At 67.0% G+C, this 13793-nt stretch carries 16 protein-coding genes; 10 read left to right on the plus strand and 6 right to left on the minus strand.

Annotated features, from left to right (window positions below):
* Nucleotides 1-2: 2 nt before the first annotated feature.
* Nucleotides 3-350: a hypothetical protein gene (locus EL337_RS16210; protein ID WP_048633679.1), complete on the minus strand. Its 348-nt coding sequence runs from the start codon at nt 348-350 to the stop codon at nt 3-5.
* 27 nt (nt 351-377) lie between these two features.
* The gene (locus EL337_RS16215) at nt 378-1244 is read right to left on the minus strand and encodes an EamA family transporter (RefSeq protein WP_083443157.1); all 867 of its coding nucleotides are present in this window, start codon (nt 1242-1244) and stop codon (nt 378-380) included.
* A 134-nt stretch (nt 1245-1378) separates the two neighbouring features.
* Between EL337_RS16215 and EL337_RS16220 the strand changes: the two genes are divergently transcribed.
* Entirely contained in the window at nt 1379-1900 is a 522-nt protein-coding gene (locus tag EL337_RS16220; RefSeq protein WP_126316604.1) for a hypothetical protein, read from the plus strand.
* Here the strand turns inward: EL337_RS16220 and EL337_RS16225 are convergent.
* Nucleotides 1897-2505, minus strand: coding sequence for a TetR/AcrR family transcriptional regulator (locus EL337_RS16225; protein ID WP_048631605.1), 609 nt, complete (start codon nt 2503-2505; stop codon nt 1897-1899). The genes EL337_RS16220 and EL337_RS16225 overlap by 4 nt on opposite strands.
* Before the next feature lie 78 nt (nt 2506-2583).
* Between EL337_RS16225 and EL337_RS16230 the strand changes: the two genes are divergently transcribed.
* Genes EL337_RS16230 through EL337_RS16245 form a run of 4 tightly spaced genes read left to right on the plus strand, consistent with a single transcriptional unit; the run spans nt 2584 to nt 6486 of the window.
* A complete protein-coding gene (locus tag EL337_RS16230; protein WP_048631606.1) occupies nt 2584-3414 on the plus strand; it encodes a mycofactocin-coupled SDR family oxidoreductase in 831 nt (276 codons plus the stop codon).
* A gap of 56 nt (nt 3415-3470) precedes the next feature.
* On the plus strand, nt 3471-4220 hold the full coding sequence (locus tag EL337_RS16235) for a mycofactocin-coupled SDR family oxidoreductase (protein WP_048631607.1): 750 nt from the start codon (nt 3471-3473) through the stop codon (nt 4218-4220).
* A gap of 17 nt (nt 4221-4237) precedes the next feature.
* Nucleotides 4238-5029: a carboxymuconolactone decarboxylase family protein gene (locus EL337_RS16240; protein ID WP_048631608.1), complete on the plus strand. Its 792-nt coding sequence runs from the start codon at nt 4238-4240 to the stop codon at nt 5027-5029.
* Nucleotides 5026-6486 carry an aldehyde dehydrogenase family protein gene (locus EL337_RS16245; RefSeq protein ID WP_048631609.1) on the plus strand — a complete coding sequence of 487 codons (1461 nt, stop codon included), beginning with the start codon at nt 5026-5028 and terminating at the stop codon, nt 6484-6486. Before EL337_RS16240 ends, EL337_RS16245 begins: the two co-directional genes overlap by 4 nt.
* Before the next feature lie 115 nt (nt 6487-6601).
* Here the strand turns inward: EL337_RS16245 and EL337_RS16250 are convergent, their stop codons facing one another.
* A complete protein-coding gene (locus EL337_RS16250) occupies nt 6602-7882 on the minus strand; it encodes a cytochrome P450 (RefSeq protein ID WP_048631610.1) in 1281 nt (426 codons plus the stop codon).
* Nucleotides 7883-8056: 174 nt separating this feature from the next.
* Here EL337_RS16250 and EL337_RS16255 point away from each other — a divergent pair, with 174 nt between their 5' ends.
* Entirely contained in the window at nt 8057-8641 is a 585-nt protein-coding gene (locus EL337_RS16255; protein ID WP_048631611.1) for a TetR/AcrR family transcriptional regulator, read from the plus strand.
* A gap of 107 nt (nt 8642-8748) precedes the next feature.
* On the plus strand, nt 8749-9588 hold the full coding sequence (locus EL337_RS16260; RefSeq protein ID WP_048631612.1) for a mycofactocin-coupled SDR family oxidoreductase: 840 nt from the start codon (nt 8749-8751) through the stop codon (nt 9586-9588).
* A 38-nt stretch (nt 9589-9626) separates the two neighbouring features.
* Here EL337_RS16260 and EL337_RS16265 read toward each other — a convergent pair whose 3' ends face one another.
* Complete coding sequence (locus EL337_RS16265; protein WP_048631613.1) at nt 9627-10436, minus strand: enoyl-CoA hydratase/isomerase family protein; 810 nt, start codon at nt 10434-10436, stop codon at nt 9627-9629.
* A 47-nt stretch (nt 10437-10483) separates the two neighbouring features.
* Between EL337_RS16265 and EL337_RS16270 the strand changes: the two genes are divergently transcribed.
* Nucleotides 10484-11407, plus strand: coding sequence for a LysR family transcriptional regulator (locus EL337_RS16270; protein ID WP_048631614.1), 924 nt, complete (start codon nt 10484-10486; stop codon nt 11405-11407).
* Nucleotides 11408-11411: 4 nt separating this feature from the next.
* On the opposite strand, the gene EL337_RS16275 is transcribed toward EL337_RS16270, so the two are convergent.
* A complete protein-coding gene (locus EL337_RS16275) occupies nt 11412-12122 on the minus strand; it encodes an MBL fold metallo-hydrolase (RefSeq protein ID WP_048631615.1) in 711 nt (236 codons plus the stop codon).
* A 73-nt stretch (nt 12123-12195) separates the two neighbouring features.
* Between EL337_RS16275 and EL337_RS16280 the strand changes: the two genes are divergently transcribed.
* Entirely contained in the window at nt 12196-13125 is a 930-nt protein-coding gene (locus EL337_RS16280) for a DoxX family membrane protein (protein WP_048631616.1), read from the plus strand.
* A 31-nt stretch (nt 13126-13156) separates the two neighbouring features.
* Nucleotides 13157-13792 (plus strand): DUF1345 domain-containing protein, encoded by a 636-nt coding sequence (locus tag EL337_RS16285; protein ID WP_048631617.1) that lies wholly within the window; start codon nt 13157-13159, stop codon nt 13790-13792.
* Nucleotide 13793 lies beyond the last annotated feature (1 nt).

A 13793-nucleotide genomic window follows, 5' to 3' on the forward strand; every position in this document is an offset into this window, starting at 1 on the left:
CGCTACATGCTGACGGTCACCGTCACGCGTCCCCGTTGGTCGCGGTGGGCGACCGCGTGACCGGTCCGGTCGGCGCCGTCGAAGTTCACCAGTGTCAGTTGCCCGCCGTCCCCGGTGAAGTTGCGCCACCAGGTTTTCGAGTCCGGTGCCATGACCCGGATGACGACACCGTCATCGCGCCGCTGATAGCTGAGCGGTGTCTGAAAGGTCTTGCCGGAGCGTTTACCCGTGTAGCGGACCACGACGGTGTTGCGCCGTATCAGCGGGCCGACGACCGGTGCGTTGATCAGCCGGGCCATCCCGGCGTTGAAGAAGCCCACAAGGGGTGAGTCGAAGAGTGCTCGGGCCATACCGCCCACTATCCACCCGATCTGGGCTCACGCCACCTCAAGCGGTACCGGCGCCGCGCGGGAGCCGGTGCGGGCCGCCCCGATCCCGGCCACAACCACCAGGCAGATTCCCGCCACGCCGAGGTGCCCGGGGCTCTGGTGCAGCACCAGGAACCCGATCACCATCGCCAACGCCGGTTCGAGCGCCATCATGGTGCCGAACGAGGCCGCGGTCAGCCGACGAAGGGCCAACAGCTCCAAGGCAAACGGCACGACGGGCAGCAGCACGGCCAGGCCCAGCCCGATGAGCAGGATCTCCGGCGTCATCCGCTCGAACACCGCCGGCCCGACGGTCACCGTCGCCAACAGGCCGGCCACCGGCATGGAGACCGCGAGGCCGTTGATCCCGGCGACCTCGTCGCCCACCTTCTGCGTCAACAGGATGTAGCACGCCCAGCACGACGCCGCACCGAGGGCGTAGGCAATGCCGACCGGATCCACCGCACCGGTCCACGGCTGGGTCAGCACCAGCACACCGACGGCCGCCAATCCCGGCCACAACACCCGGCCGCGCCCGTGGCCTCGGGCGACCGCCACCGCCAGTGGTCCGAGGAACTCCAGCGCGCTCGCGGTCCCCAGCGGTATGCGATCCAGTGCGGCCATGAACAACAGAGTGATCGCGCCGGTCACCACGCCCAGCACCACACACATCAGAAAGCTCTTGCCCGTGAAGGCGGTTCGTCGGGGCCGCACGATGATCAGGAGCAGGATGCCCGCCCACGCCAGCCGTAGCCACGCCACGCCCTCCACGCCGATGTCGTCGATCAGCGTGACGGCGATGGCCAATCCCAGCTGGACACACGCCATGGCCGCCACCGCCATGAGCGCGCCCGTGCGAGCCTGATCCGTTGCCACCCATGCATTGAACGGGACACTGACCGTTTCGGTCCACGTGATTTATCGGTACATACTGTTCATCATTTCCGGACGATTCGGTGTGGTTAGCGTCGTGGGGTTTGAAAGCGCTCTCGCGTGGTATGCGCGCCGTCATGTTGAAGACTTCTCCGCGTTACGTGCCCATCATGTTCGCCACTGCCGCTGCCGCGGCGATCGGCTTCGCTCCCGCCGCCCTCGCCGGCGGGCCGCCCGGATGCTACGACCCAGCAGGCACCGGATGCGCCGTCGCACCGATGCCGGCTCCCCCGGCGCCGGGCGCGGCGGGTGCCATTCCCGGCGGACCCGCCGGCGTGGCCGGTCCCGGCGGCGCAGCGGGTGTCATCCCCGGCGGACCGGCCGGCACCGCGGGCCCCGGCGGCGCAGCGGGAGTCATTCCCGGCGGACCCGGCGGAGCCGCCGGACCCGCAGGCGCGACAGGCGCCATCCCGGGCGGACCGGCCGGCACGGCAGGCCCCGGCGGCGCAGCGGGAGTCATTCCCGGCGGACCCGGCGGAGCCGCCGGACCCGCAGGCGCGACAGGCGCCATCCCGGGCGGACCGGCTGGCACCGCAGGACCCGGCGGCGCCAGCGGCTGCATTCCCGGCGTCGGCTGCGGCAGCGTTCCCGCTCCCTAGCTGAGCTTCGCGGCGCGGCCTCCGGGCCGCGCCGCGACACCTGGTGCTGTTCGGGCGAATTCGTAGCCTGCGGTGAGTCGGTACACCGCTCGGTCGATGGTGGGCAGAATGTCGGTGATGGGTATCTCCCCCGCCGCGAATCTCCCGAGCAGGCCGTAGACGACGTTGGCGATCACGGTGTCCATATCCGCGATGAAGTCGTCGTCCACACCGTCGAGAACGTCCAGCGCGGTGGGGACCACGACGTCAAGTCCGCGGCGGAGCAACCGCTTGCCGCTCGGCCCTGACCTGGCGCGGAAATACGCGGCGAGCATGGCAGGGTGACGCTCCCACGGCTCGAACAAGGTGCGGAACAGTCGCATCAGCGCCTCGTGCAACGATTCACCCGGCGCCCTCCGCTGCCCCACCACCGCGGCGTAGCGGTTCTCGTCCGTCCAGGCTTCCAGCGCCGCCAAGATCAACTCGTCACGGTTGGCGTACCGCTTGTAGATCGTGGCCAGCGAGGTGCGCGAACGCCGGGCGACCTCACGCAGCTGCACGGCGTCGTAGCCGTCGTTCTCCAACAGCTCGACGACCGCGGTCAGGATCGGATCATCTGAAGCCATTTACGTGAACACCCTTGCCGGTCGCCAGTAACACCGTTACCGTACCCCAGTAACACGGTTACTGATGGAGGAGGTGCGATGGGTTCTCTCGACGGCAAGGTGGCATTCATCACCGGGGTCGCCCGCGGCCAGGGGCGCAGCCACGCGGTGCGGCTGGCCTCCGACGGCGCCGACATCATCGGGATCGACATCTGCGCCGACATCGACTCCAACGGCTATCCGATGGCGTCGCCCGCGGAACTCCAGGAAACCGTCACCCTCGTCGAGGCCCATGGCGGCAAGATGCTCGCGTCCATCGCAGACGTGCGCGACTTCTCCGCGGTCAAGGCCGCCGTGGATACCGGCGTGGCGCACTTCGGACGGCTCGACATGGTGTGCGCGAATGCCGGAATCGCCGCCATGGCCTTCGCGGAACTGACCGACGCCCAAGATCTGCAGATGTGGACCGACGTGCTTGAGGTCAACCTGGTCGGCTCCTTTCACACCGCCAAGGCAGCGATCCCCCACCTGATCGCCGGCGAGCGTGGCGGGTCCATCGTGTTCACCAGCTCGACCGCCGGACTGAGAGGTTTCGGCGGCAAGGGCGGAGGCGGCCTCGGCTACGCCGCGTCCAAGCACGGAATCGTCGGACTGATGCGCGCGTTGTCCAATGCCCTGGCTCCCCACAGCATTCGGGTCAACACCGTGCATCCGACCGCGGTCAATACCATGATGGCGGTCAACCCGGCGATGACGGCATTCCTCGAGCACTATCCCGACGGTGGACCACACCTGCAGAACCCGATGCCGGTGGGACTGCTGGAACCCGAGGACATCAGCGCCGCAGTGGCATACCTGGTCTCAGATGCCGCCAAGTACGTGACCGGAGTGACGTTCCCGGTCGACGCCGGATTCTGCAACAAACTGTGAGCTCCACAGGACGTGTCGCCGGAAAACGGGTGCTTGTCACCGGCGCAGCCCGGGGGATGGGGCGCAGCCACGCGCTTCGGCTGGCGGAGGAAGGCGCCGACGTCATCCTCATCGACATCTGCGAGTCCCTGCCGGACATCGAATACCCACTGGCCAGCCGGGAGGATCTGGCCGAAACCGCGCGACTGGTCAGCGAAGTGGGGCGCCGTGCCATCTCACACGTCGTCGATGTGCGAGACGCGGATGCCTTGGCCGCCGCAGTCGACGACGGCGTCTCCAAACTCGGCGGGCTCGACGCATCGGTCGCCAACGCCGGAGTCCTGACTGCAGGCACCTGGGAGACCACCACACCGGCCCAGTGGCGCACGGTCGTCGACGTCAACCTGATCGGAACGTGGAACACCTGCGCAGCCGCTCTACCGCACCTCGTCGACCACGGCGGCAGCCTGGTCAACATCAGCTCTGCGGCCGGGATCAAGGGCACCCCACTGCACACGCCGTACACGGCGTCCAAGCACGGCGTCGTGGGAATGAGCAGGGCACTGGCGAATGAACTTGCCGCGCAGAGCATCCGGGTCAATACAGTGCACCCGACGGGTGTGGCCACCGGCATGCGGCCCGATTCACTGCACGGACTGATCGCCCACACGCGCCCCGACCTCGGCCCGCTCTTCCTCAACGCGATGCCGATCATGATGGCCGAAGCTGTCGACATCAGCAACGCGGTGCTCTTTCTCGTCTCCGATGAATCGCGCTACGTGACCGGCCTGGAGTTCAAGGTCGACGCCGGCGTCACACTGCGCTAGCCCCTCTGGAGGAACCGATGACCGCAACCGATATCGACCGCGCGCGGCGCGCGTTCGCCGACGTCATGACCTTTGCCGCGCCCGAAACACCCACGTCCGCGACAACGGACATGCTGGCCTTCGTATTCGCCGAGGTGTGGCACAGACCGGGCCTGAGCCGACGCGACCGCCACTTCATCACGTTGCCCTGCGTGGCTGCCGCAGATGCCGAGACACCGCTGCGCGACCACGTTTACGCAGCGCTGAACAGCGGTGAGGTGTCCATCGATGAAATGCGGGAGACAGTACTGCATTTCGCGGTGTACGGCGGCTGGCCCAAGGCGTCGCGGTTCAACATGGTCGTCGACGAGCAGTGGCAACGGATCCACCACGACCGTGGCGCGGAGCTCCCTCCCCCGTCCCCGTTGCTGCCACTGACCACCCCGAGTGATCCCGATGCCCGGCTGTCCGTGGGCGAGCAGGCCTTCAAGGACATCAACTGCCTCCCCTTCGCACCCCACCGGGACGACCCGTTCCAGGGGGCTGGAATCCTCAACTTCGTCTTCGGTGAGATGTGGCTGCGCCCCGGGCTCGGCATGAGGGAACGCCGGCTCATCACGGTGGCGTGTGTCGCGTTCCAGGACGCGCCCTATCCGATCCTGAGTCACGTCTACGCGGCACTGAAGAGCCGGGATCTGTCATTCGACGAGATGGACGAGCTGACGGTGCATTTCGCCGCCTACTTCGGATGGCCGAAGGCCGCGCACCTGAGCCAAGTGGCTGCGGAGCAGAAAAAGCGGGTCACCGAGGAGTGGGCGGCTGAAGCGTGACACCCGACACCGACAGCGGAGAACCGGTCGGCCTCCTCATCGGCGGTGATCGGATCACCGCGTCGTCAGCAGGGGTGCACCACCACGTGTATCCGGCAACCGGACGACCGAATGCCGTGGTTGCCCTGGCGGGACCGGCCGAAGTCGCCGCGGCGGTGCGGGCAGGAAGTGAGGCGCAGCGCGAATGGATGTCTCACACTGTGGATGTCCGGCGAGACCGCCTCATCGACCTCGCCGACGTCGTTCATCAGCACCTCGACGATCTCGCCCTGCTCAATGTCCGCGACTATGCGGTTCCCATCTCGTTCGCGGGCACCGCGTTGCTGCTGGAACGGTTTCTCCGCCACTTCGCCGGCTACGTCGACAAGTCCCACGGTGCGTCCACACCGGTCAACGGATCGTTCGACCTTAATATCGTCGACCGCGAACCGTACGGCGTCGTCGGCGTCATCGCTCCGTGGAACGGCGCCCTCGCCGTTGCAGCATCGTGTGTGGCTCCAGCGTTGGCAGCGGGAAACGCCGTGGTGTTCAAACCGTCCGAACTAGCCCCGCTGGCCGCGCTGCGATTCGGGGAGCTGTGCATCGAGGCCGGCCTCCCACCGGGACTGGTGACCGTGCTTCCGGCCGCCGCGCACGGCAGCGACGCTCTGGTTCGACACCCGGGTATCGGCAAGATCCACTTCACCGGCGGCGGCGCCACCGCCCGCGCGGTGATCAGTGCCGCCTCGACCAACCTAACCCCGGTGGTCGCCGAACTCGGCGGCAAATCGGCGAACATCGTTTTCGCCGACGCCGATTTGGACGCGGCAGCCGCGATGTCGGCCCATCAAGGACCGCTGATGCAATCGGGGCAGAGTTGCGCCTGTGCCAGCAGGCTTTTGGTGCACGAGTCGGTCTATGACGACTTTCTCGACCGATTCCTGACGGTGGTGCGCGGTGCGCGCATCGGCGATCCGCAAGACCCTTCCGTCATGTTCGGACCCGTCATCAGCGAGCACGCCGTCGCACGCATCGAGGGGGTCATCAATCACGCGATCGACACTGGTGCCGGTGAACTGCTGATGGGCGGCGCGCGTATGGGCGGAGAGCTCGCGCAAGGCTTCTACGTTGAGCCCACGGTGTTCGGCGACGTCGACAATGATTCGCCCCTGGCACAGGAGGAGACATTCGGCCCCGTGGTCTCGGTGATGAGATTCGGAAGCGATGAGCACGCAGTTCAGCTCGCAAACGGGACGCCCTACGGTCTGAACGCATTCGTACACACTCGTGACCTCGCTCGCGCGCACGGGGCGGCTCGACTTCTGGACGCCGGATCGATCTGGATCAACACGTTCAGCGATATCGCCCCGCAGGGTCCGTACGGCGGCTTCAAACAGAGTGGGTTCGGGCGCACCGGCGGACTCGACGGACTTCACGAGTTCCTGCGGGTCAAGAACATCCGCATCCGGATGGCCTGATCGCGGACCGACCCATCCTGACCGGCCGAAGCGTGGTCCAGCCGGTCTCACTGCGACCTCATGTGCAGAACCACCGAGGGGCCATCAGGGAAAAGAGATGGAGCCCCTCCCCGGACTAGCTCCCCGACGTGAACTCGATGTGCAACTCGGTCAGCCCCCGCAACAGGAACGTGGACTCGTACCGGTAATGGCGATGCTCTGTCCCACCGTGCCTTTCCGGGCTGATGCAGATGTCACGCATCCGGTCCAGCATTCTGTTGATGGTCACCCGGCCCTCCACCCGTGCCAGCGGAGCGCCCGCACACGTGTGAATTCCGCGCCCGAAGGCGATGTGCTCGCGAACGTTCTTGCGGTCCAACCGAAATTCGTGCGGGTCGTCGAACTTTCTCGGGTCCCGATTTGCTGCACCGAGGCACAGCATCACCACAGTTCCGGCCGGGATGTCGACGCCGCCGAGCGTTGTGGTGCGGCGGGCGAGCCGGAAGTCGACCTTGGTCGGACTCTCGATACGCAGGGACTCCTCGATGAACGGTGCAATCAGATCGCGGTCTTCGCGCAGTCGGCTCTGCAGTTCGGGTCGGTCACCGAGCACCTGCACCGCCGAACTGAGCAGTTTCGTGACCGTCTCCTGCCCGGCCGCGAAGAGGAACGTCGCCGGACGCACGACTTCCAAGAGCTCTGGTACCGATCCATCAGGGTAGGTCGCCGAGGCGAGCCCGCTCAGGACGTCGTCGCGCGGCACACTGCGCCGTTCCGCGATGTAGCCGCTGAACAGATCATCCAGGTACTGAAGTGGATTGCTGCCCACCGGCTCGTGATCCAACGCCCCGACCCGCGACCCGGGCGCATTTCCCGCGCCGAGGTTTCGCCGAATCGCGGCCCGGTCCTCCTGCGGGACACCCAGAAGGTCCGCGATCGCCAGCGTGGCATACGGACGTGCATACTCGCCGAGGAACTCGCAGCGGCCGTTGGCGAGGAACTCCTCCAGCTGGCGGTCTGCGAGCCGCCAGATGTACTCCTCGTTCTCCTGTAGGCGTCGCGGGGTGAGAAGCCGGCCGAGCAGCGACCTCGCCTTCTCGTGTTCCGGCGGATCCATCACGACCATGTGCTCGAAGATCGGGAATTCGTGTCGGTGCGCCTCGATCTGGGCAGTGATGTCGTCCCCGTCCGGCGTGAACGGCAGTGGTGGGAACGGTCCGCCGATCGCGTTGACCGCCGAGAACGAGGCAACGTCCTTGAAAGCCGCCTGGACTTCCTGATATCCGGTGACGGCGACCACGCCGTGATGCGGCTCCCTGAACACCGGCCCCTGGCTGCGAAGACAATCCCAATACTCGTAGGGGTCCTGTGCGACCTCGGGATCGGAGAAGTAATCCACTGCTGCAACGTCGGTCATCTCGTCAGGGCCCTTTCCGCGCTGTTCACCTGCCGTGGGTACGTCACCGAGGCGAACTTCGCCGCTCCAGCTTCATACCCAGATACTGATCGATCGATCAAACTGTTAGAATGCGCCATGCCTATCACGAATCGATCCGGCAGGTCAACAGCGCACGACCAACGAGGAGAGTGAATGTCCCCTCCGCGCAAGGGAAAGCACTCGGATATCAGCGCCCGGCTCCGGCTCATCGAGGCAACGGCAAAGATCATGCGCGACGAGGGGTACGCCTCCGCGACCTCCCGACGCGTGGCTGCGGAGGCCGGCGTGAAGCAGGCACTGGTCTATTACTACTTTCCCACCATGGACGACCTGTTCGTCGAGGTTCTGCGCACTGGCGCTGAAGTCTCGCTGGATCGCATGCGGGACGCACTGACCGACGACGACCCGCTTCGGGCGTTGTGGGCGATCAACAGCGACTCGCGCCTGACGGGACTCAACACCGAATTCATGGCATTGGCCAACCATCGCAAGGCGATTCGGGTCGAGCTCAAAGCGTATGCGGAGCGGGTGAGAGACATCGAGACGGCAGCGGTGACCGTCGTCCTGCGCACCCGGGGGGTCGATCTCGTCGCCTATCCGCCGGTGGCGATATCGATGCTCATCGCACAGACGGCGCGCAGTCTGTGCAACGAGGACGCCGTAGGCGTCACCACCGGCCACAAGGAACTCCGGATGTTTGTCGAGCGACTACTCGACACGCTCACGGGTCAGCCGTAGGCCGAAGACCGGTGTCACGAATCTGACTCAGGGCGTTGACTTCAACGTTACAGGCTGCCAATATTCCTGATCGATCGACAAATTTATCAGGAAAGCAGGGTGCCGTCATGACAGGTCGGGTCGAGGGCAAAGTCGCATTCATCACCGGCGCCGCGCGCGGCCAAGGCCGTAGTCACGCAATACGCCTCGCGCAGGAGGGCGCCGACATCATCGCCGTCGACGTCTGCGGGCCGATCAGTGAGAACAGTCAGATCGCACCGTCCACGCCCGATGACCTCGCCGAGACCGCGGACCTGATCAAGGGCTTGGACCGGCGTGTCGTCACCGCCGAGGTGGACGTCCGCGACTACGCGGCGCTGGCCGCCGCTGTCGACGGCGGCGTCGAACAGTTGGGCCGCCTGGACATCGTCGTCGCCAACGCCGGCATCGGCAACGGTGGCCAAACCCTGGACAAGACCAGCGAGGCCGATTGGGACGACATGATCGGGGTCAATCTCTCCGGCGTGTGGAAGTCCGTCAAAGCCGCTGTCCCTCATCTCCTGTCCGGTGGGCGTGGCGGTTCGATCATTCTCACCAGCTCGGTCGGAGGCCTCAAGGCCTATCCGCACACCGGCCACTACATCGCCGCCAAGCACGGGGTAATCGGGTTGATGCGAACTTTCGCCGTCGAGCTGGGCCAACACTCCGTGCGGGTGAACGCCGTGTGCCCGACCAACGTCAACACCCCGATGTTCATGAACGACGGAACGATGAAGCTGTTCCGCCCCGATCTCGCCGAACCGGGACCCGAGGACCTCAAGGTCGCGGCGCAGTTCATGCACGTCCTGCCGGTGGGCTGGGTGGAACCCGCCGACATCAGCAACGCGGTGCTCTTCCTGGCGTCTGACGAGGCGCGCTACATCACCGGCGTCCCGCTTCCGGTCGACGCCGGAAGCATGCTCAAGTAGCGGCGGGACTAAGGGACTAAATGGGTGCGCCGATCGGTTTAAGGCTCGGGCAGCGGCACCCAGTCTTGGGAGACCGACGAGGTCCAGCGCGGCGCCCGCCGATCGAGGAAGGCCGCCACACCTTCGTGTGCATCGGGGGTGCCCAGCACCCTGCGGTGCAACTCGGTCTCCAGCTCGGCGACCTGCCGAGGCCGGTAACCGTGGGCCATCGTGCTCCAGAGCAGGCGTTTGCTCAGCGCTGCCGACATCGGCGCGACGTTGGTGGCGATGTCCGTCGCGATGGCCATCGCCACATCGAGCACCTCGCCGGCGGCCGCTGCCCGGTTGGCGATACCCATGGCTGCGGCCTCGGCGCCGTCGAAAGTCCGCCCTGTCAACAACAGGTCGGCCGCCACCGACGCCCCGGCCAGATGCGGCAGCGTCCAGTGCGACATGCAGTCGCCGATGACGCCCCGCCGCGCCTGCGCGACAGCATATTTGGCGTCAAAAGCCATGATCCGGATGTCGGCCTGCAGTGCGATGGTGAGGCCGATACCAATGGCGTGCCCGTTCACCGCAGCAATGACGGGCGTGCGCAGTTCGAAAGCCGCAGGATCGGTGGGCGATGCGGTGAACGACTCGGACGCCGAGGAGAACGGCTGCTCCGAAGCGGCGAAATCCGCGCCAGCGCAAAAGGTGTCACCCGCACCGGTGAGCACGATCGCCCGCACACCGTCGTCGTCGTCGCACTGCCGATAAGCCGAGTTCAGCAGCTCCCCCATCCGACGGGTGTAGGCGTTTCGCCGTTCCGGCCGATTGAGGGTCAGTACTGCGACGCCGTCGCCGATGGTGACGGTCAGGTCGGTCATGCGGCGAACTTACCGATTGCGCCGCCTGCACCGGAGACAATCCAGGGATGGACACTCGGCGACTGGCACTGCTGCTGGCTCTGTCCCGCCTCGGCTCGATGAGGGCTGTGGCCGACGAATATCACCTCACCACCTCGACGGTGTCCCAGCAGATCGCTGCGCTCGCCCGCGACACCGGGGCGCAGTTGATCGAGCCGGAGGGCCGGCGTGTCCGGTTGACACCGGCGGGTCGGCGGCTGGCCGACCATGCGGTGACGATCCTCGCCGCGGTCGACAGCGCACGGCTGGATCTGGATCCCGACGCCGAGCCTGCGGGGACAGTCCGTGTCGGCGGCTTCGCCACCGGAATCCGGGTGTCGCTGCTGCCCATCGTCGCCGATCTGGCCGCCCGGTACCCCGACGTCGACGTCGTCATCAGCGAATACGAGCCGATCGAGGCCTTCGCGTTGCTCGCCGCTGACGACCTGGACCTGGCACTGACCTACGACTACAACGTGGCTCCGGCCTCGCCCGGCGCCAGCCTCGAGGCCGTGCCGCTCTGGACGATCGGGTGGGGACTCGGGGTGCCGGCCGGAACCGCGCCTGATGCCGCCCTGACGACGTTCGCCGAGTCCGCCTGGATCGTCAATTCGCGCAACACCGCGGACGAGACCGCGGTACGCACGCTGGCATCGCTCGCCGGCTTCACGCCGGCGATCGCCCACCAGATCGACAGCCTTGATCTGGTCGAGGACCTCATCGTCGCGGGATTCGGTGTGGGCCTGCTGCCCCTGGGCAGGCCCACGGGTACCGGCGTGACAATCCTGCCGCTGCACAATCCCGACGTGACCCTGACGGCGTACGCGGTGACGCGCAGGGGCCGGTCCGCGTGGTCGCCGCTGCGCGCCGTGCTGGACGGGATGCGGCCGCCTGCCGGCCCGCTACAGCGTCGCTCCTGGCCGCGCCCCGAAGCCGGTCGTCCGAACTCCTGAACGATCAGCCGCGAGCTGCCAGCCAGTCCGCCTGCCGCCGGACGAACGCCGCGTCGACCTCGGCCCCGTGTCCGGGCACGTACACCGCGGACTCGCCGCCGACGGCCAGTACCCGCGCCAGCGTCGCAGGCCATGCGCCGACATCGGACTGCTCATCAATGCACGGGTCACCGGATTCTTCGACCAGGTCGCCGCAGAACACGACCGGGCGGCGTCCTCCGGTGACCACCGCGATCAGATCGTGGTCGGTGTGGCCCCGGCCGGGGTGCATGATCGTCACCGACGTGTCACCGAGACTCACGATGCCTTCGCGCTCCGTGTCCGCGAGCGGGGACAGCGCGGCCAGCGCGAGGTCCACCTCGCCCGTGTCGGCGCCGTGGGTGACGGCATCGGCCCGCAGCGCCTGCCGATCGCCGGCCAGAGTCGCCACCACCTGTGGTGAGCAGTACACGTGCGAGCCCGCGAACACCGAACAGCCGAGGACATGGTCGAAGTGGTGGTGGGTCAGCACCACGTGACGGACGGTGCAGCCGGTGAGCACCGCGACGTCACGTGCCACCGCGCCGGCCTCGGCCAGTGTGGTTCCGGTGTCCACGATCAGCGCCTCGCCCGCGTCGTGGACGACGCCGACGGTGACATCGCAGAACGGCAGTCGGCACCGCATCACGTTCGCGGTGACCCGTTCCCACACCAACGTCGCGGCAGCGTCTGCCATGTCTTCAGAAAGTACTCCGGAGGTGCGCCTTTTCCCGGGTTTGCAGCAGGGTGCCCCGGGGAACACAGGCCGCATGTTGATCCGACGTGTCGCGCGCCCCATGCTGTCAGCGGTATTCATCTCACGTGGTGTCGAGGCTTTGCGAAGCCCGAAACCTGCGGTCGACGCCTCCCGCCACACCCTGGAAGGCCTGAGCAAGCTACCGGACCCGGTGGGCACCAACGTGCCGTCGGACGCGGAAACGGTGGCCAAGGTGACGGCCGCAGTCCAGATCGGCGGCGGGCTGCTGCTGGCCACCGGACGCCTCCCGCGGTTCGCGTCTGCCGCGCTTGCGTTGAGTGTGGTCCCCAGTTCGCTTGGCGGACACGCCTTCTGGAACGAGGTCGACCCACAGCGCAAAGCGGACGAGCGTCGCGCCTTCGTCACCGACATCAGCCTGATCGGCGGTCTGATCATCGCCGCGGTGGACACCGAGGGCAAGCCGTCGCTGGGGTGGCGCGGACGCCGCGCCGCGCGCAAGGTCTCTGAAGCGGTGTCATCGGCATTGCCTGCCGGGGCTGCCGCGGGCAGCTCCCTCACCGACAGCGCGTTCGCCGAGAAGCTCGAACACGGCCTCCACGTCGGCGCCGAGCGCGGTCGCGAACTGGCGCACGTCGCCGGTGAACGGGGTTCGGAGCTCGCCGAGGTCGCCCGTGACCGCGGCGGTAAGTTGGCCGAGATCGCGCGGGACCGCGCGCCTGAGCTGGCCGAGCTCGCCCGCGAACGCGGCGCCGAATTCGCCGATGTGGCCCGGGGGCGCAGTGCCGAACTGGCCGAGCGGGCGCGCGACCGCGCCCCGGAACTCGCCGATATCGCGCGCGGCCGCAGTGCCGATCTGGCGGAGGCGGCGCGTGATCGTGCAGAAGTGGCGCTCGATCGTGCTGCCGGACTGGCCGATACCGCCACCACCAAGACCAAGCAGGCGAAGAAGCAGGCCAAGAAGCAAAAGCGGCGTCTGGGCTGATCCCATCGCGGGGCCTGGTTGACTGTGACGGATGAGGTCGCGGTCCATCCACAGCCCCGCGATACGCCTTCTCGGCGGTGCAGTCGTGGGCCTGCTCGCGGCCGTCATCGCCGCCTCGATGGGCTTCCGGTGGTTCTCACTTCTGATCGGCTGGGACATTCTTGCCGTGACCTACATGGCGTGGACCTGGGCGGTGATCTGGCCTTACGGACCGTCGGAGACAGCGGCGCACGCCGAGTTCGAGGAGCCCGGACGTCAAACCGTCTTCGCCCTGATTCTCGGCGGCGCCCTGGCCAGCCTCGTCGGCGTCGGGGTGCTGCTGGCCAAGGCGCGTCCCGATCACCTCGCCTCGGTGGCTCCGGCGGTGGCGGTGGCCAGCGTGGTTGTCTCGTGGTTCGCCGTCCACACGCTGTACGCCCTCACCTACGCCAAGGTGTATTTCGCTGAAAAGCCAATAGGCGGAATAGATTTCAACACCGAGCAGGCGCCGCGCTACAGCGACTTCGCCTACGTCGCATACGCCGTGGGCATGAGCTTCGCCATTTCGGACACCAACCTGACCTCGTCGAGGATGCGGGCCACCGCACTCAAGCACGCACTGCTGTCCTATCTGTTCGGCTCCGTGATCGTCGCCTCAGTGGTGAACCTGATCGCCTCGGGACTCTGAC

This window comes from Mycolicibacterium aurum (genome assembly GCF_900637195.1).
GTDB lineage: Bacteria > Actinomycetota > Actinomycetes > Mycobacteriales > Mycobacteriaceae > Mycobacterium > Mycobacterium aurum.

Bases quoted from the DNA above. Each gene is read 5' to 3' on its own strand.
- EL337_RS16210 (WP_048633679.1), bottom strand. From the start codon at position 350: ATGGCCCGAGCACTCTTCGACTCACCCCTTGTGGGCTTCTTCAACGCC.
- EL337_RS16220 (WP_126316604.1), top strand. From the start codon at position 1,379: ATGTTGAAGACTTCTCCGCGTTACGTGCCCATCATGTTCGCCACTGCC.
- EL337_RS16225 (WP_048631605.1), bottom strand. From the start codon at position 2,505: ATGGCTTCAGATGATCCGATCCTGACCGCGGTCGTCGAGCTGTTGGAG.
- EL337_RS16230 (WP_048631606.1), top strand. From the start codon at position 2,584: ATGGGTTCTCTCGACGGCAAGGTGGCATTCATCACCGGGGTCGCCCGC.
- EL337_RS16235 (WP_048631607.1), top strand. From the start codon at position 3,471: ATGGGGCGCAGCCACGCGCTTCGGCTGGCGGAGGAAGGCGCCGACGTC.
- EL337_RS16240 (WP_048631608.1), top strand. From the start codon at position 4,238: ATGACCGCAACCGATATCGACCGCGCGCGGCGCGCGTTCGCCGACGTC.
- EL337_RS16250 (WP_048631610.1), bottom strand. From the start codon at position 7,882: ATGACCGACGTTGCAGCAGTGGATTACTTCTCCGATCCCGAGGTCGCA.
- EL337_RS16255 (WP_048631611.1), top strand. From the start codon at position 8,057: ATGTCCCCTCCGCGCAAGGGAAAGCACTCGGATATCAGCGCCCGGCTC.
- EL337_RS16260 (WP_048631612.1), top strand. From the start codon at position 8,749: ATGACAGGTCGGGTCGAGGGCAAAGTCGCATTCATCACCGGCGCCGCG.
- EL337_RS16265 (WP_048631613.1), bottom strand. From the start codon at position 10,436: ATGACCGACCTGACCGTCACCATCGGCGACGGCGTCGCAGTACTGACC.
- EL337_RS16270 (WP_048631614.1), top strand. From the start codon at position 10,484: ATGGACACTCGGCGACTGGCACTGCTGCTGGCTCTGTCCCGCCTCGGC.
- EL337_RS16275 (WP_048631615.1), bottom strand. From the start codon at position 12,122: ATGGCAGACGCTGCCGCGACGTTGGTGTGGGAACGGGTCACCGCGAAC.
- EL337_RS16280 (WP_048631616.1), top strand. From the start codon at position 12,196: ATGTTGATCCGACGTGTCGCGCGCCCCATGCTGTCAGCGGTATTCATC.
- EL337_RS16285 (WP_048631617.1), top strand. From the start codon at position 13,157: ATGAGGTCGCGGTCCATCCACAGCCCCGCGATACGCCTTCTCGGCGGT.